Below are 21,519 nucleotides of genomic sequence, written 5' to 3'. Positions count from 1 at the left end.
CGCTTCCTTCGGTCCCGTTTCACCGGGGCCCTCCGGGCGCTTCCCTTCGTTCTTGCGTTTCCGACTCTATCAGACTCTTTCGTGTCCGATTCCCGGTCGAAGCGGGTTGCTTTCGAGGTCCTTCGCTTTCGCGTTTTCCCTTTCCGGCGGTTCCAACTTTACCAGACTCTTTTTCGTTCCGTTTCCGGTCCGAATTCGATTTCCGGTGGCCTGTGGAGGGCCTTTGCCTTTCGGCGGATCCGACTTTATCAGGCCTTTTCCGCTTCCCTTGACCACGTCCCGCGGGCATGCCGAAGGGAGGTTCAGGGTTAGGATCTGGGCTTGAAGGTCGCCGCCGACCCCCGACTCAAAGTCGCGTTGGGGTCAGGCAGGAGTACGACAGTACAGGGCACCGGGGATCGAGGCAAATCGTTTCTGGTGCACCCCTAGGTCCGTCAAGCGGTAGGTCTCGGGCGGAACCGGGACTTCATATGACTTACGCTGCTGAGCAGTACGCCGCCCCCCATCAGCCACGGCGGCGACACCTGAATCTCCACCCCCTGGGAGGCTCCCCATGACCAACGTGACGTCCCCTCTTACTGGACGCGCCATTGGACTCACCGCGGTTCCCGACCCGGTCTTCTCCGGCGCGATGGTCGGTCCCGGCACCGCCATCGACCCCGTACGTGAGCCCTCCGAGGCCGTCTCCCCGGTCGACGGCATCGTCGTCTCCCTCCACCCCCACGCGTTCGTCGTCGTCGACGCGGACGGGCACGGGGTTCTGACGCACCTCGGCATCGACACCGTCCAGCTCAACGGCGAGGGCTTCGAGCTTCTCGTGAACAAGGGGGACACGGTGACCCGCGGCCAGAGCATCGTGCGCTGGGACCCGAACGCCGTCGAGGCGGCCGGCAAGTCACCCATCTGCCCCATCGTGGCCCTGGAAGCCACCGCCGAGTCGCTCTCCGAGGTTCGCGAGGACGGCGACGTGAAGGTCGGCGACACGCTGTTCGGCTGGCAGTGACACCGCGCGCGCAGTAACAGCCAGTTGCACAACCACCGCGGTGGCACGAGTTCACCGCACAACCGGAGACGGGTGAAATGGAGACAACGCTGCGAGGCGTCGGCGTGAGCCACGGTGTGGCCATCGGCGAGGTTCGGCACATGGGTACGGCGGTGCTGGAGCCGCCCGCCAAACAGATTCCCGCCGAGGAGGCCGGGCGCGAACAGGGGCGTGCCCGGCAGGCTGTGGAGGCGGTGGCGGCCGACCTGATCGCGCGGGGCAATCTGGCCGGTGGCGAGGCACAGCACGTGCTTGAGGCGCAGGCCATGATGGCGCAGGACCCCGAGCTGATGTCCGATGTCGAGCGGCGCATCGCCGTGGGCAGCACCGCCGAGCGTGCCGTGTACGACGCGTTCGCCGCGTACCGGGCGCTGCTCGCCAACGCCGGGGAGTACCTGGCGGGGCGAGTCGCCGACCTCGACGACGTACGGAACCGGATCGTGGCGCGGCTGCTCGGTGTGCCGATGCCCGGGGTGCCGGACAGCGACGAGCCGTATGTGCTGATCGCGCGCGATCTGGCACCGGCCGACACGGCGCTGCTCGACCCGACGCTGGTGCTCGGCTTCGTCACCGAGGAGGGCGGGCCGACCAGCCACAGCGCGATCCTGGCGCGCGCGCTCGGCGTGCCGGCCGTGGTGGCTCTGCCCGGTGCCGGTGAGCTGGCGGAGGGCACGGTCGTCGCGGTGGACGGCAGCACGGGTGAGATCTTCGTCGACCCGAGCGCCGAGAAGCGCGCCGAGATGGAGAGCGCCGCGGCGGCTCGCAAGGCCGCGCTGTCCGCCTCGACCGGTCCGGGTGCAACGTCGGACGGGCACAAGATGCCGCTGCTCGCCAATGTCGGCGGTCCGGGCGATGTGCCCGCGGCGGTCGAGGCGGGCGCCGAGGGTGTGGGGCTGTTCCGGACCGAGTTCCTGTTCCTGGACGACAGCAAGCAGGCTCCTTCCGAGGAGAAGCAGGTCGCGGCCTACCGTGCGGTTCTGGAGGCGTTCCCCGAGGGGCGTGTCGTCGTACGTGTGCTGGATGCGGGCGCCGACAAGCCGCTGGACTTCCTGACGCCGGCCGACGAGCCGAACCCGGCGCTCGGAGTCCGCGGGCTGCGGAGTCTGCTGGACCACCCCGAGGTGCTGCGCACCCAGCTGACCGCGCTGGCGAAGGCCGCCGAGGGGCTGCCCGTATACCTTGAGGTCATGGCGCCCATGGTGGCCGACCGTATCGACGCCAAGGCGTTCGCGGACGCGTGCCGTGAGGCCGGGTTGCAGGCGAAGTTCGGTGCGATGGTGGAGATTCCGTCCGCCGCTCTGCGTGCTCGGTCGATCCTCCAGGAGGTGGAGTTCCTGTCGCTGGGCACCAACGACCTGGCGCAGTACACCTTCGCCGCCGACCGTCAGGTGGGCGCGGTGTCTCGGCTCCAGGATCCGTGGCAGCCGGCGCTGCTGGATCTGGTGGCCCTGTCCGCCGAGGCCGCCCGTGCCGAGGGCAAGAGCTGCGGTGTGTGCGGTGAGGCCGCGGCCGATCCGCTGCTGGCCTGTGTGCTGACGGGTCTGGGTGTCACCTCGCTCTCCATGGGTGCGGCGTCCATTCCCTATGTGCGCGCCACGCTGGCCAAGTACACGCTGGCGCAGTGCGAGCGTGCGGCGAACGCCGCCCGTTCGGCCGACTCCGCCGATGAGGCGCGCAAGGCCGCTCAGGCTGTGCTCTCGGGCGAGTAGCCGAGCCGGTTGTCTGTGTTGGAGGGGCTTTCCGCCGTGGGCGGGAAGCCCCTCCTGTTGTGTGCCCGCCTCAGTGGTGGGGCTCAGCCGGGTCGGCCCGGATGTCGAATCCCGCGCAGTACTCCACGCCGGATTCCGGGGAGACGGGCTCTCCGGTCTCGGCGTCGGTGCAGTAGGCGTTGAAGACCTCGCCCGCGGTGAGCGGGGCGAGGGTGCCGTGGGCCAGCCGCCAGCCGTGGACGCGGTCCGGGCTGTCGGGGGCGCTGGTGCGCAGGACCACTCCCCCGCGCGATTCCAGGGCGACGGCCACCGCGAGCACGGTGGCGAACTCCGCGCCCTCGGAGCTGTCCATACGGGTCGGGCCCGTCGGGTCGCGGTGGGTGTTGAGCACCGCCAGGAGCTGGTCGTCCTCCGTGGGGGTCGAGCAGACCAGGTGGTGGGTGCCCGGTCCTGCCGCTTCCAGCAGGCGCAGCAGGAGGTGCGAGGCCCGGTCGAAGGCCGCGCGCCCGATGTCCTGGCCGCAGTCCGCGCAGGCGCCGAGGTCGGCGAGGAGGAGTGTGGCGTACTCCCAGGTGGCCTGGCGGACCGCGCGGGAGACCAGGAGCGGGATGAGGTCGCTCAGGCGTTGGCCGGTGTAGGCGACGGTGGCTCCGGCTGCGGCGATCTCCGCGGTGAAGCGGCTGCGGCTGGCTCCGGTGTCCGCGTCGAGTCCGGACTCGGCGCAGAATTCGGCGTAGTCCTCGGGGTCGAAGAGGGCGATCGTGGTGTGCATGCCCTGGGCCGTGAGCGTTTTGAGCAGGGCCTCGACCTGTTGCAGATAGACGGTGTGGTCGTCGAAGGGAAAGGTGCGGTAGTGCCGCATGGCCGCGAAGTCCTGCGCGTCGACCAGGAGGCCGATGGTGCTGGGGGCCTCGCGGCGCAGCGTGCGTCGCAGGGTTGTGCCGGGTGCGGTGCCGTGCTTCTTGTTGTGTTTGGAGTTGTGCTGGGTGTTGCGCCTGGTGTTCTCGGTCTGCGCCATGTGTCCCCCTGTGCGCGGTGAATAATTGCTCACTCAGCGTAATCAGGGGGACTGACAAGCGGGCTAGCCGCGGCGGTTCGCGGCCAGTTCGGCATAGAAGTGGAGCAGGTCGAGGTTGTCCACCGAACCCGGGTTGACCGCCTTGGCGAGTTCGGTTCCCTGGAGGAGGCGCTTGACCGGGACCTCGATGCGCTTGCCTGTGAGGGTGTGCGGGATGCCGGGGACCTCGATGACCTCGTCCGGTACGTGGCGTGGGGAGAGGTTCTCACGGATGGTGTTCTTGATCGCGGCGCGCAGGTCGTCGTCGAGGGTCGCGCCTTCGGCGAGGTGGACGAAGAGCGGCATCCAGTAGCCGCCGTCGGGTTCTTCGAGGCCGATGACGAGGGACTCGCGGATCTCGGGGAGCCGTTCGACGGCCTCGTAGATGTCTGCGGAGCCCATGCGGACGCCCTGGCGGTTCAGGGTGGAGTCGGAGCGGCCGTGGATGATCACCGAGCCGTGGTCGGTGAGGGTGATCCAGTCGCCGTGGCGCCAGACGCCGGGGTACATGTCGAAGTAGCTGTCGTGGTAGCGGCTGCCGTCGGGGTCGTTCCAGAAGCGGATCGGCATGGACGGGAGCGGGTTGGTGACAACCAGCTCGCCGACCTCGTTGGTGAGCGGCTTGCCCGCCGGGTCCCAGGACTGGAGGTCGGTGCCGAGGCAGGGGGCCTGGAGCTCGCCGATGTGGACGGGGAGGGTCGGAACGGCTCCGGCGAAGCAGCTGCAGACGTCGGTGCCGCCGCTGACCGAGGCGATCCAGAGGTCGTCGGCCACCTCGTCGTGGAGCCAGCGGAAGCCGTCGGGCGGGAGCGGTGAGCCGGTGGTGGCGACGCACTGGACGCGGGAGAGGTCGAAGTCGCGGCCGGGGTGGATGTCGGCCTTGCGGCAGGCCATGACGTAGGCGGCGGAGGTGCCGTAGAGGGTGGCGCCGGTCTGTTCGGCGACCCTCCACTGGGCGCTGATGTCGGGGTAGCCGGGGCTGCCGTCGTACAGGACGACGGTGGTGCCGGTGAGGAGGCCGGAGACGAGGAAGTTCCACATCATCCAGCCGGTGGAGGTGTACCAGAAGAAGCGGTCCTCGGGGCCGAGGTCGCAGTGCAGGCCGATCTGCTTGAAGTGTTCGAGCAGGATGCCGCCCTGGGACTGGACGATGGCCTTGGGCAGGCCGGTGGTGCCGGAGGAGTAGAGAACCCACAGCGGGTGGTCGAAGGGGACCTGTTCAAAGACCGGCTCGGTGTCGGCGGAGGTGAGGGCGGCCCAGGCGAGGGCGCCTTCGGGGGCGTCGGTGCCCAGCAGCGGGATGTGGACGACGGCGCGCAGGGTGGGCAGCTCGCGGCGGAGTTCGGCGACGGTCTCCGTACGGTCGTGCTCCTTGCCTCCGTAGCGGTAGCCGTCGACGGTGAACAGGACGACGGGTTCGATCTGCTGGAAGCGGTCCAGCACGCTTCGGGCGCCGAAGTCGGGGGCGCAGGAGGTCCAGACGCCGCCGACGGCCGCGGTGGCCAGGAAGGCGACGACGGCCTGCGGGATGTTGGGGAGGTAACCGCTGACGCGGTCGCCGGGGGTGACGCCGAGGGCGCGGAGTTCGGCGGCGAGGGCCCCGACCTGGCGGCGGAGGTCTGCCCAGCTGATGGGGATCTGGGTGTGGGTCTCGTCGACGTACAGGAGGGCGGGAGTGTCGGCGCGGGACGGCTCCTCGGCGGTCCGCAGGGCGTGTTCGGCGTAGTTGAGGGTGGCGCCGGGGAACCAGGTGGCGCCGGGCATGGTGCGGTCGCCGAGGACGCTTTCGTACGGGGTGGAGAAGCGGATGTCGAACCAGTCGGCGACGGCCTGCCAGAAGGTGTCGAGCTCCTCGACGGACCAGCGGTGCAGGGCTGCGTACCCGCCGTCGGCCGGGGCTCCGTACCGGCTCGCGGCCCAGTTCTGGAAGCGGGTGACGGCCGCGGCCTCGATGCGGTCGGGGCCGGGCTGCCAGAGGGGCGTGTCGGGCGTGGCTTCGGTCATGGGGCTGCTCCCTGGCTGTACGAGTACGCGGGGTCGGCGTGTCGGCGCGCACGGGCTGGGGTGTGCGCGTGAGCGGCTGACACGGACGATGCCATGTGATCGTCTTCGGCACCAGGGTGGCCCCGCCTCCGGGCGGCGGGGAGCGGGCGCGCGACATGGATGAACGGGAGTTGAACGGGAGGTTCTGCGGGCCGGGCGGGTGGCAGGGTGTGCGCCATGGACGGTCGTGACCTGGTGCGTCGGGTGAGGTTGGTCGGTTCGGTGCGGGGGCTGCGCACGGTGCGCTCGGCCTGGCGGCGCCGGTCGGCGGACGCGCGTGCGTTGCCCGCGCGCGGGGCGGAGCGGGCCCGGGTGCCCGGTGCGCTGACGGGTGCGGAGCCGGGGCCCGGCGGGGGTGTGGTGCGGTTCGCCCGTTCGGAGCTGCGGATCCGGGTGTCGGTGGGGGGTGCCGTGTTCTGGGCGTGGGACGGGGCGGAGCCGGTGCCGTCGTACGCGGTGGCGGGTGAGCCGCCCGCGCCGGACGAGCGGGCGGTGCTGGAGCCGGACAAGGACGGCGGCTGGCAGGTGGTGTCGGAGCGGCTGACGGTGGTGGTGTCGCGCACGGGGGCGGTGGAGCTGCGGACGCCGGGCGGGGTGTTGTTGCGGCGGGAGCTGCCGCCACGCTGGTGGGAGCCGGTGGGCGGGGGGCCGGTGCGGTGGGTGCAGCGCTCGGAGGTGCCCGCGGACGCGCGGTTCTTCGGCCTGGGCGGCCGGTCGGGCGGGCCCCGGTTGCGGGACGGGGTGTACGGGCTGTGGAACACCGATCCGGGCGGGCGGTTCGGTCCGGGGGACGATCCGCTGTATCTGACGATGCCGGTGCAGGTGGTGGTGTCGGACGCGGGAACGCATCTGGCGTTCCACGACAACACCTGGGCGGGCCGGGTGGTGTTGCGCGAGGGCGAGGAGGGCGCGGGCTCGGGGCATGACCGGCCGGGGACGTGCGAGGTTCGGATGGAAGGCGGTCCGCTGCGCTGCTGGGTCGTGGCGGGGACGCCGGCCCGGGTGCTCCAGGGGTGGACGGCGCTGACGGGTGCGCCGGCGCTGCCCCCGTCCTGGGCGCTGGGGCCGCAGCACGCGCGGTGGGGCTTCGGCAGTGAGCAGGAGGTGCGGCGGATCGTCGACGGGTACCGGGAGCGGGGGCTGCCGCTGTCCGTCCTGCATCTGGACATCGACCACTACGACGGGCACCGGGTGTTCACGGTGGACCGGGAGCGGTTCCCCGGGCTGCCCGCGCTGGCGAAGGAGCTGCGTGAGGAGGGAGTGCGGCTGGTGTCGATCGTGGACCCGGCGGTGAAGGCCGAGCCGGGTGACGCGGTGTTCGAGGGGGGCGCGGCGGTCGGGGAACGGGGTGCGTACGTACGGGACGCGCGGGGGCGGGTGGTGGTCGGTGAGGTGTGGCCGGGGGCCTCCGTCTATCCGGATTTCACTGATCCGCTTGTGCGGGAATGGTGGGGATCTCTGTACGAGGAGCGGCTTGCGCAGGGCTTCTCGGGGGTCTGGCACGACATGAACGAGCCGGTGTCCTTCGCGGCGTTCGGCGATCCGTCGTTGCCGCGTTCCGCCAGGCATGTACTGGAGGGGGCGGGCGGTGATCACCGCGAGGCCCACAACGTGTACGGGCTGGCGATGGCCCGGGCCGGGTACGAGGGGCTGCTCCGGTGGCGTCCGGAGGAGCGGCCGTTCCTCTTCTCCCGGTCGGGCTGGGCGGGGATGCAGAGGTACGGGGGCACCTGGTCCGGTGATGTGTCGACCGGGTGGCCGGGGCTGCGGGCCTCGCTGGCCCTGGTGCTGGGTCTCGGGCTGTGCGGGGTGCCGTACTCGGGGCCGGATGTGGGCGGGTTCGACGGGTTCCCGTCGCCGGAGCTGTATCTGCGGTGGTTCCAGCTGGGCGCCTACCTGCCGTTGTTCCGCACCCACGCGGCGATCGACGCGGGGCGTCGGGAGCCGTGGGAGTTCGGTCCCGAGGTGCTGGAGGGCGCGCGGGCGGCGCTGGCGGAACGGGAACGGCTTCGCCCGTACTTCGTGACGCTGTCGCACGTGGCTCGGCTGACCGGTGCGCCTTATGCGCGGCCGATGTGGTGGGGCGTGCCGGGCGACCGGGCGCTGCGGGAGTGCGAGGACGCGTTCCTGCTGGGCGATGCGCTGCTGGTGGCTCCGGTGCTGGAGCCCGGGGTGCGGCGGCGGGCGGTGCGGCTGCCCCGGGGACGGTGGTACGACACGGAGACCGGGCGGGCGTACGAGGGACCGGGGCAGGTGTTGGTCGACGCGCCGCTGTCCCGGGTCCCGGTGCTGGTCAGGGCCGGTGCGGTGATCCCGGTGCGGAGTGCGGACGGGGACCTGGAGCTGGAGGCGTGGGCGCCCAGGCCGGGGCGTACCGGGGGCGGGCTCGTGGTGCGGGATCCGGGTGACGGGTGGGCGGAGGCGGAGGTCGAGCGGTATGTGACGCGGTGGGAGGGCGACCGCGTGGTGGTGGAGCGGCAAGGGGTGGAGGGCGAGGTGGACTGTGTGGTGCGGGGGCAGGGCTGACCGGGCGGTGAGGGGCAGGGGTGGCGCATGTCGGTCAGTGCGCCCCTCAGCCGTAGCGCCCCGCGAACCAGGCGTTCGCCGCTTGCGTGTGCAGGGGGAAGGCCAGAGTGCCCGGGGCGCGCAGGATCTCGTAGCCGGAGGTCTCCGAGGTGGGGGCCGAGGGCGGGAGGGCGGCGAGGGGGCGGGCCGGGAGGAGGCCGAAGAGCAGGAGGTGTCCGGCCGTGTCGCTGAGGGCGTCGGCGAGGCGGACGTCCTCCTCGGTGGCCTCGATGCCGGTCTCCTCGCGCAGTTCGCGCACCACCGCCTGGCGCCAGTCCTCGGCGTGGTCGACGAAGCCGCCGGGCAGGGCCGTTCCGCCTTTCTGGGGTTCGATGGTGCGGGTGATGACGACGAGTCCGGTGGGGCCGGGGCCCGTAACGGGGAGCAGGGCCACAGCGACGGGGAGCGGGTTGCGGTAGGCGGTGGTGCCGCAACGCGTACAGGTGCGCGGCCAGGTCTCGGCGGACGGGAGGGCGCGATACGGGGCTCCGCACGTACCGCAGTGGGAACCCCGTACGTACCGGGGTGACCGCTGGGCGGTCGGGGCGGGCCTGTTGCCGGGTTCGGACACGGGCGGACTGTATCGGATCGTTCTTCCCCGCGGGCAGCCCAGCTGGTAGACGGTGGGTCCATGACAGGATCGCGTACCGCTCTCCGCGCCCTGGCCACCGCGGCCGCCGCTCTGTTCGCCGTCACCGCCGCCTCCCCGCCCGCGCAGGCGCACCCCGAGCCGATCGCGCCCGAGGAGTTCGTGGCGCTGCGCTCGGTGGACCCGACGATCATTCAGGAGATGCGCTACACGACGGCGCACACCTTCATGGGCGAGCGGGTCGACGGCTACCGGCAGCCGGTCTGCATCCTGACCCGGCCCGCCGCCCGTGCGCTGCATCTGGCACAGAAGCGGCTGCTGCGCCGGGGGCATTCGCTGAAGGTGTACGACTGTTACCGGCCGCAGCGGGCGGTCGACCACTTCGTGCGGTGGGCGAAGGATCTCGACGACCAGTCCATGAAGGGGGAGTTCTATCCCCTGGTCGACAAGTCGCGTTTGTTCGAGGACGGTTACATCGCGGAGAAGTCCGGGCACAGCCGGGGCAGCACGGTGGACCTCACTCTGGTCAGGCTCCCCGCCCTGCCGACCAGGCCGTACCGTCCGGGCGAGCGGCTGGCTCCCTGCTTCGCACCGAAGGACGATCGCTTCCCCGACAACTCGGTGGACATGGGAACGGGTTACGACTGCTTCGACCCCCTGTCGCACACGGACGATCCGCGGGTCCAGGGGGCGCAGCGCGCCAACCGGCAGTTCTTGAAGCGGACTCTGGCGGAGGCGGGGTTCGTGAATCTGCCCGAGGAGTGGTGGCACTTCACCTTCAGGCCGGAGCCGTTCCCCGACACCCACTTCGACTTTCCGGTGCATCGGAGGTCGGTCTCCGGGCGCTGAGGGGCTGCTCGCACGGGCTGATGAACGGGCGACCGGGACCACCCCCGTGGGCTCCGGCCGCCCGTTCTTCCTTTCGGACGCCGCGGAGACGTTTTCGGTTGCGGATCGGGCGGCTACGGTGCCCGTATGTCACAGCAGACGTTCGATACGTACGAGGAGTTCTGGCCGTACTACGTCGCGATGCACTCCCGCGCCGCCACCCGCTGGGTCCATCTGGCCGGCACGCTGACCGGACTCGCGATCTCGGTCTACGGGCTGGCGCGGGGACGGAGGCGCTGGCTGGCGGCCCTGCCGCTGATCGGCTACGGCACGGCCTGGCCCGCACACTTCCTGATCGAGAAGAACAACCCGGCCACGTTCGGGCATCCGGCGTGGTCGTTGCGCGGGGATGCGCAGATGATCCGGATGATGCTGGCGGGCCGGGACGCGGAGCTGGCGGAGATCGCCGCGAAGTGGCTGGCGGAGCACGGCTGAGCCGTACGCCGCCGCGTACCCCTCGCCCGGGGAGGCCGCCCGTGGCACACTTCTGACGTTCCGTCAGATCCAGTGCTGGGGAGGGGCCTTGCCTCATACGCGCATTCCGGTGGTGGCCGGTTGGTTCACCGAGGGCGCCGGGGAGGAGGACTTCCGACTGCTGGGCACCCGCTGCTCCGGTTGCTGGTCGGTCCACTTCCCCCGCGAGGACGGCCACTGCCGTAATCCGGGCTGTCCCGGTGGGGAGCTGGAGGAGGTGCCGCTGTCGAAGCGAGGCACGGTCTGGTCCTGCACCGACGGCCGCTACCGGCCCCCTCCCCCGTACCTCAGCGATCCCGAAGTCCCTTGGGTCCCGTACACGTTGGTCGCCGTCGAGCTGGCGGCCGAGCGCATGGTGGTGCTGGGGCAGGCCGCACCCGGGGTCGGCGTGGGCGAGCTGCCGGTCGGCTCGACGGTGGAGGTGATGCCCGGCGTGCTGGACGAGGACGCCGCGGCGGGCATCGTGCACACGACCTGGCACTGGCGCCCCGTCGGGGAACAGGGGACCACGTCATGACCGGTGATGTGGCGGTGCTCGGAGCCGGGATGCACCCGTGGGGCAAGTGGGGGCGCGGATTCGTCACGTACGGGCGGGTCGCCGCGCGGGCCGCCCTCGCCGACGCGGGGATCGGCTGGCCCGAGGTGCAGTCGGTCGTGGGCGCGCAGACGGTGCGCGGGGGGTATCCGGGGTACGTGGCCGGGGCCTCGTTCGCCCAGGCGCTCGGGTGGCAGGGGGCGCGGGTCACCTCGGTGTACGCCGCGTGCGCTTCCGGGGCCCAGGCGGTCAACACCGCGCGGGCGCAGATCCTGGCCGGGATGGCGGACGTGGTCCTGGTCGTGGGGGCCGATGCGGCGCCGAAGGGGTTCTTCGCCCCGGCGGGCGGGGAGCGACCCGACGATCCGGACTGGCTGCGCTTCCGGGTGCTCGGGGCGACGAACCCTGCGTACTTCGGGCTGTACGCGCGCCGTCGCATGGCGCTGTACGGGGAATCGCCGGAGGATTTCGCCCTGGTCAAGGTGAAGAACGCGGCGGCGGGCGCGCTGAACGAGAACGCCCGCTACCGGAGACCGGTGACGGCCGAGGAGGTCGCCGCCTCGGCGGTGGTGGCCGATCCGCTGCGGCTGCTGGACATCTGCGCCACCTCCGACGGGGCCGCGGCCCTGGTGCTGTGCAGCATGGAGTTCGCGCGGCGCCGCGGGGTGACCGATCCGGTGCGGATCCGGGCCGTGTCCACCGTGACTCCGACCTTCCCGAGGACGGTCCTTGATCTGCCGGACATCGGCACGGACTCGGCGGTGGCGGTCGACCCCCCGCCGGAGAGCTTCCGTGCCTCGATCGCCCGGGCCGCGTACGAGGAGGCGGGGGCCGGGCCCGAGGACGTGTCACTGGCGGAGGTCTACGACCTGTCCACGGCACTGGAGTTGGAGTGGTACGAGGACATCGGGCTGTGCGCTCCCGGCGAGGGCGCGAAGCTGGTGCGGGACGGGACGACCGCGCTGGGCGGCCGGGTTCCGGTCAACGCGAGCGGGGGCCTGGCCTCGTTCGGCGAGGCGGTGCCCGCGCAGGCGATAGCGCAGGTCTGCGAGCTGGTCTGGCAGTTGCGCGGCCGGGCCGGGGAACGGCAGGTGCCGGGGGCCCGAGTGGGCATCACGGCCAACCAGGGGCTGTTCGGGCACGGTTCGGCGGTGGTGGCGGTCCGCTGAGCCCGTCGCGCGAGCCATCACCTGAGACGTCTCCTGAGCCGCCGCCCGCCCGTGCGCCTGGGTCGTTTCCTGATTCCGCCGCCCGAGCCGTGCGCCTGGGGCGCCCCCCTGAGCCATTCCCTGAGTCCGCCGCCGTAACAGATCACCCTTCATGAGGACTTGACTCATCGTCACGACCGCAGAACACTCACAGCCCGGCCCGCCGGACGACGTGCGGCCCGTACCCCTGTCGGCGGGGGTACGGGCCGTACGCGTATCGCTGCCGGTATCCGCCGATCGGCGTCAGGTGGCGACGGGTTCACGAGCGCGCGCCACCCGCTCCAGAGCGTGCTCCACGACCGCGACCAGAACGTCACGCACCGAGGAGCGGTCCCGGGCGTCGCACACGAGCAGCGGCACCTCGGGGTCCAGGTCCAGGGCGGCCCGCACGGTATCCGGAGGGAACCGGTCGGCTCCCTCGAAGCAGTTGACGGCCACGGCGAAGGGGATGCCCCGGCGTTCGAAGTAGTCGACCGCCGCGAAGCAGTCCTCCAGCCGCCGGGTGTCGGCGAGAACGACCGCGCCCAGGGCGCCCTGGGCCAGTTCGTCCCAGAGGAACCAGAAGCGGTCCTGGCCGGGTGTGCCGAACAGATAGAGGACCAGGTCCTCGCGGAGCGTGATCCTGCCGAAGTCCATGGCGACCGTGGTGGTCGTCTTGGACTCGACGCCTTCGAGGTCGTCGACCGGGCGGCCCGCCTCGCTGAGGCGTTCCTCGGTGCGCAGCGGTCTGATCTCACTGACCGCGCCGACCGCCGTCGTCTTGCCCACGCCGAATCCACCCGCCACCAGGATCTTCAGGGTGACGGGCTCGACGGGCCGCTGTCCGCGGCTAGAGCGCCCGAAGGCCATTGATCACCTCGCGGAGGATGTTCACGTCCGGCAGCTCGGCCGGCGGAACGGGGCGGGTGACATGCACCAGCTCGTCCTCGACGAGATCACCGACCAGGACCCGTACCACCCCTACCGGGAGGTCGAGTTCGGCGGCGAGCTCGGCGATCGACTGGGGCATGTCGCTGCAGAGTTCGACAATGCGTACATGTTCGGGGGCTAGCGTCTGGTCCCGGCCGGGGTCGTCGGCGGCCGGTTCCGGCACCACGAGCGCGATCAGGTCGAGCCGGTGACGGGTGGCGCTGCTGGTACGCCCGCGGGTCATCGCGTACGGACGGACCACGGGCCCCGCTTCCGCGTCGTACCACCGCGAGGACTGGGGGTCGAGGGGACCGTCCGGGGACCCGGGGTCCGTGCCCCGGCGGGAGTCGGCGCTCATGCCCGCCACTCACCCTCCGGCGGGCAGACCGGTCGTCCGTGGGGCGTTGGCCAGATGGGCCCCCACGCGCTTGACCATCAACGTCATCTCGTACGCCACCTGGCCCACGTCGGAGTCGGCATCGGCCAGGACGGCGAGACAGCTCCCGTCGCCGGCGGCGGTGACGAAGAGGAACGCCTCGTCCAGCTCGACGACGGTCTGGCGCACCCGGCCCGCGTCGAAGTGATGGCCGACGCCCTTGGCGAGGCTGTGGAACCCGGAGGCCACCGCGGCGAGATGCTCACTGTCCTCCCGGGTCAGGTTTTGCGAGGCGCCCGTGGCGAGCCCGTCGCTGGAGAGCACCAGAGCCTTGCGGATGCTGGCGACGCGCTGGACGAGTTCGTCGAGCAGCCAGTTCAGTTCGCCCGAGCCCTGGCGTGCGGGGTCGTGTGCTGCGGCGTTCGGTGCGGTCATCGACCGTCCCCTCCCGGAGTGGTTCCTGGTGCTGTGCCACCGGGGCCGGCTGTGTCCTCGGTGTTCTGGGTGGTGTTGGTGTTCGCGGTGCTGTTGGTGTTCTGGGCGTTCGCGGTGGTTCTGGCCTTCTCTGTGGTCCCTGCGGTCTCTGCGGTCCCTGTGGCCCCTGTGATTTCGGCGTTCTGCCGTCGACCGCGCTGCCAGCCGCGCTGGAGCGATGCCATGCGGTCCCGTACCTCGTCCGCGTCCCGCTCGATGTCGTCGAAGGGGTCCACGGGCAGCCGGGGCTGAGTCCGTTCCGCCGGGTCCTGGAGCTGGGGGGCGAGGCTGGCCTGCCGGATCCGCCGGGGCAGGCCACCCACGGTGTCGGGGGCCGGCGGAGTGCGTGTGGCCGTCGGAGTGCGGTGGGCCGTTGTGGGTGTGGCGGCCGGGGTGTCGTCCCTGGCTCCGTCGTCCACCCGGCGGCCCCGGTCGGCCACCAGGGTCGGCGGGGTGCGCCGGGGCAGCGGGGCGGGGCCTGAGGGGCGCATCGGGCGGACGTCCGCCGTGGGCCCGTCGCCGCGGTCGCGGGCCTGCTCGTGCTGGTCCCGGTCGGCGCCCCTGCGCGGCCCCCCGCGCCCGGCACGACGGGCCCGGCGGTCGGTGTCGCCGTCGGGACCATGGTCGGCACCACGGTCGGCGTCACGCCGCAGGTCGCGGGAGCGGAAGATGCCGCCGCGCTCGCTCTCGGTGTCCTCCAGGTCGGAAACCCCGTCCAGTACGGGCCCCAGGGCCGGATCAAGGGCCGGGTCCGGGGAACGGTCAAGGGGGCAGCCGTCGAAGTCCAGCGGGCCGACGGGGGCTTCGAGTTCGACCGGGCCGTCGAGGACGTCGGGGCCGGTGAGCCCGGCGGGTACCGGGGAGAGCACCGCGGACCTGCCGTTGACACGACGCTCCCCGCCCCACGTCACGCCCTCCGCGCCCTGCGCCGCCCCGGCGCTCCGGCCGCTGCCGATCGCCCGTTCGGCCCGGCGGTCGAGACGGAAGCCGGTGCCATGGGTGTCGGGAGCGTCGGTGAGCAGGGCGGCGGGGATGAAGACGACCGCGGTGGTGCCTCCGTACGGCGATTTCTGCAGGGAGACCCGGACGTTCTGGCGCTGGGCGAGGCGGCTGACCACGAAGAGGCCCAGTCGGTCGGTGTCGGAGAGTTCGAAGTCGGGGGTCTCGGCGAGCCGGAGGTTCGCGTCGAGGAGGACTTCGGGGGGCATGCCGAGGCCGCGGTCGTGGATTTCGAGGGTGAAGCCGTTGGAGACGCGTTCGCCGTGCACCTGGACCGCGGTGTGCGGGGGTGAGAAGACAGTGGCGTTCTCCAGGAGTTCGGCGATGAGGTGGGTGAGGTCGGCGACGGCGGGCCCGCCCACGCCGATACGGGCGATGCGCCGGACTTCGATGCGTTCGTAGTCCTCGACCTCGGCCACGGCGGCCCGCACCACGTCCATCAGCTGGATGGGCTTGCGCCACTGGCGGGAGGGGGCCGCGCCGGAGAGGATCACGAGCCCTTCGGCGTGCCGCCGCATGCGGGTGGTGAGATGGTCGAGGCGGAACAGGTCGGCCAGTTCGTCGCTGTCCTCGGTGCGGCGCTCCATCGCGTCCAGCAGGGTCAGCTGGCGGTGCAGGAGGACCTGGTTGCGGCGGGCCAGGTTGACGAAGACCTCGGAGACGCCGCGGCGCATGTCCGCCTGTTTGACGGCGGCCTCGACGGCTGCCCGCTGGAGGGTGTTGAGCGCCTGCCCGACCTGGCCGATCTCGTCGGGTTCGTAGCTGAGCTGCGGGGTCTCGGTACCGACGTCCACCTGCTCGCCCGCGGCGAGGCGGCGCATCACGCTCGGCAGCCGCACACCCGAGACCTCGTGAGCGTCCTTGCGTAGCCGGGAGAGGTCTCGGACGAGCTCGCGGCCGATGCGTACGGAGACGAAGATCGAGACGATCAGGGCCAGGAAGCCGAGGACTCCGGCGATTCCGGCCTGGGCGAGGACCCGGTAGGCGGCAGGCTCGGCACGGTCCCTGAAACGGTCGCCCATCTCCGTGGAGTGGCCCGCCAGCCGGTCGAGAACGGACCCGGCCGCCTCCTGCCAGCGGTCGGTGTCGACGGCTGCGGGGCGCTTCGTCGGCCCGGCGGCGATCAGGGCGTCCTCGGCGGTGCGCAGGGGTTCGGTGTCCGGGCTGCCCCAGAACTGCTCGACGCGGCGGCGTTCCGCCGCGGGAAGGTTTTCGAGGCTGACCTCGTAGAGCAGCTCGCGCTGGGCCACCAGGCCCGATATCCGGCGCAGTTCGGAGGTGGTGAACCGGCCCGTGACAAGGCCGGAGGCGACCAGGGCATCCTCGCGCGACAGCATCTCCCGGGCCCGGGATATCCCGACCAGAGCCCGCATCTGCTTGTCCATCGACACGTTCTCCAGGGTGTGGAGTCCGTTGAGGAAGCGGTACGAGGGGTCGACGAGGCCGTTGTAGAAGTCCATCGCCTTCGCCCGGCTGATGGTGCGCTTCTCGACGGAGTCGCGCAGGGCGTCCAGTCCGTCGACGGCGCTGAGGATCGCGTCCAGGCGGCTGAGGTCCTCGGTGTTCAGCGCTTCGCGGACGTCCTGCTGCCGGGCGTTCTCCCTGACCTCGCCCACGATGCGGTCGGTGGCGGCGCGTTGGCCGAGGAGGAGGGGCAGCGCGTCGGAGGCTCTCGGGTCGGCGAGGAAGACCAGGGTCTGCCGCCGTTCCTCCTGGACGGCGCGGACGGCGTCCTCCAGAGGGTGGCCGACCTTCTCCACGATGGCCCCGGCGCTCATCAGTCCGCTCGCCTGACGGCCGGTGATGTACGTGGCGAAGACCCAGAGGCCCGAGAGGGAGACGAGCGGCACCAACAGCAACGCCACGATCTTCCTGCGGATGGACTTTCCGCGAAAGCGCATGGCCTCCCCCAGATCGGCCCCGCACCGCGGGGGTGGTCTTCTCCCGGTCGTCCCTCGGCCCCGGCCCCAGCCCCGGCAGGCGCCGTGCGTACACCGGCGCGCATCGGGCGAACGCGGGCGAGGTCCGTCCTGCGTCAATAAACGGCGCGAGCCTACTACCGACGCGGAGACAACTCGAAGACACGTCCGGATGATTTTCAGCCGTTCGCACTGGACTTGATCATGAGTTGTCCCGGTATTCCGGGAGATGAAATTCGCGAAAGCGACAGAGGATCCCGACCGGACCGATCAGGACCGGCACGCATCAGTGGCTGGAATTCTTCGATCCGTGACGTTCCGTGCCGTGCGGGCGCTTTCCAGGGGAATCTTCGGGACGAGTGGTTCGTCCATATGTACGGGGAAGCGCGCAGTGGGGGCGTGCGCGGCGGGGCGGACGCGGTCCGCCCGCGTAGAACCGGCGCAAGCCGGGCAGCCACCCTGAAGTCGGACAGTGGTGGGGAGTTGAAGGGCCTTGAGCACGCAGGAGCGCGGGAGCGCTGGAGTACCGGGAGTGCCGGGAGTGCCGGGAGTGCCGGGAGTGCCGGGAGTACCAGCGGCCGCGGAATCGGAAGCCGCGAACGGGGCGCGGGTTCCGCGGCAGTTGTGGGTGGAGGAGCCTGCGTCGAAGCGGCGCATGCCCGATGCGGTGCGGACGGCGGCCGTGCGTGCCGTTCTGATCATGTCGCTGACGATCATCCAGGCGATGGTCGCCTTTCTGAGCACCTTGACCGGTTCCTGGCTGGCCTTCCCGATGGTGCTGAGCAGCGTCGCCAGCACGGTGGTCGCCACCTGGGCGGTGCTCGATGTGTGGGTGACCCGACAGGTGTGGAACCAGCGCCATGGCGTGGTGTCCGTGCCGAGCAGCACGGCACGGCAGATACGCCGCGAGCGGCGCCGGGCCCGGCGGGCCGAGCGCGCTGCCCAGCGGGACGGCACGGGCGGCGGTATACCGGCCCGCCGGAACACCGGCGATCTGTCCCGCGCCTGATCCAGCGATACGGTCCGGGCCGACCCGGGCCCGGGCCTCACCGGGCGACCTGTCCTGGGTCTCTTCCGGAATTCTGTCCCCGGGCCGGGCGACCTGTCCCTGGGCCTGTCCGGGCGATCCGTCTCCGGGCCTGGGCCCCGCCCTCTTGGCGGGGCCGGCCCGGCGGTCTACTTGCCGGGGTGGTCGTCCGGCCCTTGGGCGGTGGTCTGTTCGCTCCGCTTGAACATGCGGGTCGCCGTGATCTCGCCGTGGACCGTCTCGCCGTCCGGGTCCTGCTGCGGCAGGCCGGGGCGCAGGTGCTCCTCCACGCTGATGTACTTCAGCCCGGCCCGCAGGTCGGCATCGTTGCGCAACCGGATGACCAGCGGGAATTCGGCGAGCGCGGTCGTGTCGAAGAGTCCGGTCGTGTACAGCAGCTGCACTCCCAGCGCATCGGAGACCGCGCGCTGGAGCTCCAGCAGATAGGTGGCGTTGGCGCGGCCGATCGGGTTGTCCAAGAAGAGCGTGCCTGCGTGGCGGTGGCGGTCGCGGCCCCGGTCGTTGCTGCGCAGGGCCGCCATCGTGCAGTAGAGGGCGATGGCGGCGGTGAGCAGCTGGCCGCCGGAGAAGACGTCGCCCATCTGCCCGACCGGGACCCGCTCGGCGCGGAGCACGGCGTCCGGCTTGAGGATCTCCACCGCGATGCCCTTGGGTCGCAGTGCCGCCTCGACGCCCCGCAGGAGCAGGGACATGCCGTCCCGGCGCAGGTCGGAGTTCTTCTTGAGGGCGGCGTGGGTGGCCTCGTCGATGACCTCGCCGAGGCGTTCGGTGAGGGTGGCCTGGTCGGGCTCCTCGAAGCGGATGCGCAGGAATTCCTGCCCGGACCACTCCCCCAGTCCTTCGGGGAGCTGGGACAGCCGCTGGGCGGAACGCAGGGTGGTGAGCGCCGACTCGACCAGGCCGCGCAGCCGGTCGACGATCGAGTCGCGGTTGCGTTCCAGCTGGATCAGTTCGTCGGTGAGGACCCGGAGCCGCGGGGCGAAGGCGTCGGCCCACTTCTGCGCGTGCTCGGGCAGTGCGGAGGCGGGGAGCTCCCGGATCTGCTGGCGGGCCGGGGTGCGGACCTGCTCGTAGCGGGTGGAGTTGGCGTGCCGGACGAGGATGTCGCTCGCTTCCCGGACAGCGCTCTCGGCGGCCGAGAGGTCGGCGTTGCAGCCGCGCAGGGAGCGGCGGGCCTCGGCGGCCGACTGCCGGGCCTCCTCCAGGGTCCCGGGGTACGGGTCGGGGGACTCGGTGCCGTCCTCCGCGCCGTGGTCGCGCAGCAGGTCCCGCAGCAGGGCCGCGGTCTCGTCGAAGCCGCCCGCGGAGTCCTCGGCGGTGCGGTGGGCGTGGAGCAGCTCGCTGTGGGCGGCGCGGGCGGTGTCCAGGGCGGCGGTGGCGGCGGCCAGCTCGGCGGTGGCCGTACGCAGGAAGGCCTGGGCCTGTTCGGCGTCGTCCGGGACGAGCTCGTCGGACAGTTCGGTGTGGTGGGGGCGGTCGTCGTCGGGGGCGAGCCGCTCGGCCTCGCCACGCAGTCGGCCCAGGTGTTCGCTGGCGGTGGAGGCGCGGGTCTCCAGGAGCTGGACGTGGGATTCGGCGCGGGCGACAGCGGCCTGGCGGGACGGGCCGTCCGCGCCGTCGGTGCCTTCCAGGAGCTGGGCGGCGCGGGTGCGGACCTTGTTGGTGAGGCGGTCCAGCTCGGCGAGGGCCGCGCTCTCGTCGCTCTCGGCACGGGCCTGCTCGGCGCGCAGGTCGGCGCCGACGCCGACCTTCTCGTACAGCTGGGAGGCGGCTCGGTACGCCTCGCGCAGGGTGGGCAGGGCGGTGCGGGCCCTGCTCTCGTCGGCCTCGGGGAGGACTTCGGGGACTCCGGCGATCTCGGCGCGCTCGGCCCGCAGGGCGCGGGCGGTGCGGCGGGCGTCGTCACCTGCGCGCTGGGCGGCGCGGCGGTCCTCGTCGGCAGCGCGGGCGAGGTCGAGGCAGACGGCGGCCCGTGCCTCGGACTCGGCGGCCTCGTCGACCAGTTCGCGCAGGCGGGCCCCCCAGCCAGCCCGTTCCCGCAGCCGGAAGGCGAGTCCGGCGAGCGCGTCGGCGGCGCGGCGGGCCCGCTGGGCGGCTTCCTGGCGCTCGTCGCGGACCCGGGCGGTGTCGGCGGCGGCCTCTTCGGCCTCGGCACGGGCGGTGCGGGCCTCGGTGAGGACGGCCTCGGCACTCTCTGCGTCCGTACGGGCACGGGCGGCGGCCTCGGCCAGCTCGCCGAGCATGCCGGGCGGGCAGTCGGCGCGCCAGGAGCCGATGCGGGCGGCGAGGGCGCGGTCCCCGGAGAGGCGGGCGGCGAGGGTGCGGATGTCCTCGTCGCGTGCGGCGGCACGGCTGCGCAGCGCGTGGCGTTCCTCGTCGGCGGCGTGTTCGTCGTGCATGGCCGGGTTCGGCGGGACGAGGAAGACGCCTTCGTTCTGCGCGTCGGAGCCGGTGCCGGGGGCCGGGACGGGGGCGAGGAGGGCGGCGGCGGTACCGACGGCCACGGTCGAGCGGGGAAGCAGGGCCGCACCGCCGAGGACTTCGCGGGCGCGGGTGTGGGCGTCGGGGTCGGTGATGACGACGCCGTCGACAAGCTCGGGGCGGGCGGCGAGGACGGCGGCATGGTCGGCCGGGTCTACGGCCTGGGCGAGATAGCGCCAGCCGGGCAGGGCGGGGATGCCGTGCTCGCCGAGGTATTCGACGGTGGCGAGGACGTCGGGGCCGGGGGGCAGCAGCCCGCCCTCGCCGAGGGCGCCGAGGATGCGGGCGTCGTCGGCGGCGGCGGTGCGGAGGTCGAAGAGGCGGCGCTCGGCGGCGGTGACGGACTGGTCGAGGAGTTCGCGCAGTTCGTCGGCGCTGCGGTCGAACTCCTCGGCGCTGAGCGGCTGGCGGTCCTGGACGGCCTGGTCGGCGAGGGCGACCGCGCGGTCCGGGGAGGCGTCGGTGCCGGGGCCCGTGCCGTCGCCTTGGCGGGTGGGGCCCGTGCCGTCGTCGCTCTGCGGGCCGGGCCGGGCGGCACTCCGCCCGTCAGCTCCGGTCTGCTTGTCGGCGGCTTCCCGGCGGGGGTGCGGGACGCCGGTGGCGGCGGGCAGGCCGAGCAGGTCGGAGAGGCGTGGGTCGGCGGCGATGGAGGCGGCCGCACGCAGCTCGTCCTCGTAACTCTGCTCGGCGGCCTTGGCCCCGTCGGCGGCGCGGGCGGCGGCCAGTTCGGCGCGGCTCTCGGCGGCGGCTGCTTCGCGGGCGGTGTCGGCGGCGGTGCGGGCGGCCTCGCGGGCGGTGTCCCAGGCGGCGACCGCGGACTGCTCGGCGTCGTTGGCGGCGAGGGCGGCACGGGCCGGGTCGGCGTCGGGCGCGGTGTCGTCGAGCCAGCCCGCCCGGACCGCCTCTGCGGTTTCCTGTTCGACCTCGGCGAGGCGCTGGCGCAGGTGTCCGGCCTCGCTGCGGGCACGCTGGGCCTCGGTCGCGGCGACTGTGGCGTCCCGGTGGGCGCGTTCGCCGGTGGCCTGGAGGGTGTCGGAGCGCTCCTCCTCCTCGTTGGCGACGCGCTCGCCCTCCTCGGCGGCGGCGTGCAGGGCGCGCACGAGGTCGGTGGCGGCGGCGGTGCGGGCCGCCAGGGCGGGGGCGGCGTCGCGTTCGGCCTCGCGGATGGCGGCGGCGACCCTGGCGGAGCGGTCGGCGGCGGCG

The 21,519-nt window shown here is 72.4% G+C and carries 16 protein-coding genes; 8 read left to right on the top strand and 8 right to left on the bottom strand.

Annotated elements, in window-relative coordinates; all coding sequences use genetic code 11:
- The first annotated feature begins 553 nt into the window (after positions 1 to 553).
- Together CIB93_RS34360 and ptsP are read left to right on the top strand one after the other, a co-directional pair.
- On the top strand, positions 554 to 1,003 hold the full coding sequence (locus CIB93_RS34360) for a PTS glucose transporter subunit IIA (RefSeq protein WP_096632641.1): 450 nt from the start codon (positions 554 to 556) through the stop codon (positions 1,001 to 1,003).
- A 77-nt stretch (positions 1,004 to 1,080) separates the two neighbouring features.
- On the top strand, positions 1,081 to 2,751 hold the full coding sequence (gene ptsP, locus CIB93_RS34355) for a phosphoenolpyruvate--protein phosphotransferase (RefSeq protein WP_096632640.1): 1,671 nt from the start codon (positions 1,081 to 1,083) through the stop codon (positions 2,749 to 2,751).
- A gap of 70 nt (positions 2,752 to 2,821) precedes the next feature.
- Here the strand turns inward: ptsP and CIB93_RS34350 are convergent, their stop codons facing one another.
- Together CIB93_RS34350 and CIB93_RS34345 are read right to left on the bottom strand one after the other, a co-directional pair.
- Positions 2,822 to 3,769: a hypothetical protein gene (locus tag CIB93_RS34350; protein WP_096632638.1), complete on the bottom strand. Its 948-nt coding sequence runs from the start codon at positions 3,767 to 3,769 to the stop codon at positions 2,822 to 2,824.
- Between the two features lie 63 nt (positions 3,770 to 3,832).
- Positions 3,833 to 5,812 carry an acetoacetate--CoA ligase gene (locus tag CIB93_RS34345; RefSeq protein ID WP_096632636.1) on the bottom strand — a complete coding sequence of 660 codons (1,980 nt, stop codon included), beginning with the start codon at positions 5,810 to 5,812 and terminating at the stop codon, positions 3,833 to 3,835.
- Positions 5,813 to 6,028: 216 nt separating this feature from the next.
- Here CIB93_RS34345 and CIB93_RS34340 point away from each other — a divergent pair, with 216 nt between their 5' ends.
- Positions 6,029 to 8,377 (top strand): glycoside hydrolase family 31 protein, encoded by a 2,349-nt coding sequence (locus CIB93_RS34340; protein ID WP_096632634.1) that lies wholly within the window; start codon positions 6,029 to 6,031, stop codon positions 8,375 to 8,377.
- A 46-nt stretch (positions 8,378 to 8,423) separates the two neighbouring features.
- On the opposite strand, the gene CIB93_RS34335 is transcribed toward CIB93_RS34340, so the two are convergent.
- Positions 8,424 to 8,987, bottom strand: a complete 564-nt coding sequence (locus CIB93_RS34335) for an NUDIX domain-containing protein (protein WP_096632633.1) — start codon at positions 8,985 to 8,987, stop codon at positions 8,424 to 8,426.
- A gap of 60 nt (positions 8,988 to 9,047) precedes the next feature.
- Here CIB93_RS34335 and CIB93_RS34330 point away from each other — a divergent pair, with 60 nt between their 5' ends.
- From CIB93_RS34330 to CIB93_RS34315, 4 genes are all read left to right on the top strand, one after another.
- Complete coding sequence (locus CIB93_RS34330; RefSeq protein WP_096632631.1) at positions 9,048 to 9,854, top strand: M15 family metallopeptidase; 807 nt, start codon at positions 9,048 to 9,050, stop codon at positions 9,852 to 9,854.
- 126 nt (positions 9,855 to 9,980) lie between these two features.
- Positions 9,981 to 10,328 (top strand): DUF962 domain-containing protein, encoded by a 348-nt coding sequence (locus tag CIB93_RS34325; protein ID WP_096632629.1) that lies wholly within the window; start codon positions 9,981 to 9,983, stop codon positions 10,326 to 10,328.
- 88 nt (positions 10,329 to 10,416) lie between these two features.
- Complete coding sequence (locus CIB93_RS34320; protein WP_257002495.1) at positions 10,417 to 10,884, top strand: Zn-ribbon domain-containing OB-fold protein; 468 nt, start codon at positions 10,417 to 10,419, stop codon at positions 10,882 to 10,884.
- Positions 10,881 to 12,071 (top strand): lipid-transfer protein, encoded by a 1,191-nt coding sequence (locus tag CIB93_RS34315; protein WP_096632627.1) that lies wholly within the window; start codon positions 10,881 to 10,883, stop codon positions 12,069 to 12,071. Before CIB93_RS34320 ends, CIB93_RS34315 begins: the two co-directional genes overlap by 4 nt.
- A gap of 282 nt (positions 12,072 to 12,353) precedes the next feature.
- Here the strand turns inward: CIB93_RS34315 and CIB93_RS34310 are convergent, their stop codons facing one another.
- From CIB93_RS34310 to CIB93_RS34295, 4 genes are read right to left on the bottom strand one after another with little or no spacing between them, the layout of a single operon-like run.
- Positions 12,354 to 12,959, bottom strand: coding sequence for an ATP/GTP-binding protein (locus tag CIB93_RS34310; RefSeq protein ID WP_096632626.1), 606 nt, complete (start codon positions 12,957 to 12,959; stop codon positions 12,354 to 12,356).
- The gene (locus tag CIB93_RS34305) at positions 12,940 to 13,377 is read right to left on the bottom strand and encodes a DUF742 domain-containing protein (protein WP_096632643.1); all 438 of its coding nucleotides are present in this window, start codon (positions 13,375 to 13,377) and stop codon (positions 12,940 to 12,942) included. The genes CIB93_RS34310 and CIB93_RS34305 overlap by 20 nt, the downstream gene beginning before the upstream one ends.
- Before the next feature lie 9 nt (positions 13,378 to 13,386).
- Positions 13,387 to 13,830 carry a roadblock/LC7 domain-containing protein gene (locus CIB93_RS34300; protein ID WP_096632624.1) on the bottom strand — a complete coding sequence of 148 codons (444 nt, stop codon included), beginning with the start codon at positions 13,828 to 13,830 and terminating at the stop codon, positions 13,387 to 13,389.
- On the bottom strand, positions 13,827 to 16,769 hold the full coding sequence (locus tag CIB93_RS34295) for a nitrate- and nitrite sensing domain-containing protein (RefSeq protein ID WP_096632622.1): 2,943 nt from the start codon (positions 16,767 to 16,769) through the stop codon (positions 13,827 to 13,829). Before CIB93_RS34295 ends, CIB93_RS34300 begins: the two co-directional genes overlap by 4 nt.
- A gap of 673 nt (positions 16,770 to 17,442) precedes the next feature.
- Between CIB93_RS34295 and CIB93_RS34290 the strand changes: the two genes are divergently transcribed.
- Entirely contained in the window at positions 17,443 to 17,796 is a 354-nt protein-coding gene (locus CIB93_RS34290; RefSeq protein WP_096632621.1) for a hypothetical protein, read from the top strand.
- A 167-nt stretch (positions 17,797 to 17,963) separates the two neighbouring features.
- Here CIB93_RS34290 and CIB93_RS34285 read toward each other — a convergent pair.
- Positions 17,964 to 21,519: hypothetical protein (locus CIB93_RS34285; protein ID WP_096632619.1), on the bottom strand; the 3,556-nt coding region annotated here is incomplete at its 5' end.

This window comes from Streptomyces sp. WZ.A104, assembly GCF_002382885.1.
Lineage (GTDB): Bacteria > Actinomycetota > Actinomycetes > Streptomycetales > Streptomycetaceae > Streptomyces.
The sequence above is the reverse complement of the archived record's forward strand: the minus strand, read 5'-3'. Positions and strand labels throughout refer to the sequence as shown.

Bases quoted from the DNA above. Each gene is read 5' to 3' on its own strand.
- CIB93_RS34300 (WP_096632624.1), bottom strand. From the start codon at position 13,830: ATGACCGCACCGAACGCCGCAGCACACGACCCCGCACGCCAGGGCTCG.
- CIB93_RS34345 (WP_096632636.1), bottom strand. From the start codon at position 5,812: ATGACCGAAGCCACGCCCGACACGCCCCTCTGGCAGCCCGGCCCCGAC.
- ptsP (WP_096632640.1), top strand. From the start codon at position 1,081: ATGGAGACAACGCTGCGAGGCGTCGGCGTGAGCCACGGTGTGGCCATC.
- CIB93_RS34350 (WP_096632638.1), bottom strand. From the start codon at position 3,769: ATGGCGCAGACCGAGAACACCAGGCGCAACACCCAGCACAACTCCAAA.
- CIB93_RS34295 (WP_096632622.1), bottom strand. From the start codon at position 16,769: ATGCGCTTTCGCGGAAAGTCCATCCGCAGGAAGATCGTGGCGTTGCTG.
- CIB93_RS34325 (WP_096632629.1), top strand. From the start codon at position 9,981: ATGTCACAGCAGACGTTCGATACGTACGAGGAGTTCTGGCCGTACTAC.
- CIB93_RS34360 (WP_096632641.1), top strand. From the start codon at position 554: ATGACCAACGTGACGTCCCCTCTTACTGGACGCGCCATTGGACTCACC.
- CIB93_RS34340 (WP_096632634.1), top strand. From the start codon at position 6,029: ATGGACGGTCGTGACCTGGTGCGTCGGGTGAGGTTGGTCGGTTCGGTG.
- CIB93_RS34330 (WP_096632631.1), top strand. From the start codon at position 9,048: ATGACAGGATCGCGTACCGCTCTCCGCGCCCTGGCCACCGCGGCCGCC.
- CIB93_RS34290 (WP_096632621.1), top strand. From the start codon at position 17,443: ATGCCCGATGCGGTGCGGACGGCGGCCGTGCGTGCCGTTCTGATCATG.
- CIB93_RS34310 (WP_096632626.1), bottom strand. From the start codon at position 12,959: ATGGCCTTCGGGCGCTCTAGCCGCGGACAGCGGCCCGTCGAGCCCGTC.
- CIB93_RS34315 (WP_096632627.1), top strand. From the start codon at position 10,881: ATGACCGGTGATGTGGCGGTGCTCGGAGCCGGGATGCACCCGTGGGGC.
- CIB93_RS34305 (WP_096632643.1), bottom strand. From the start codon at position 13,377: ATGAGCGCCGACTCCCGCCGGGGCACGGACCCCGGGTCCCCGGACGGT.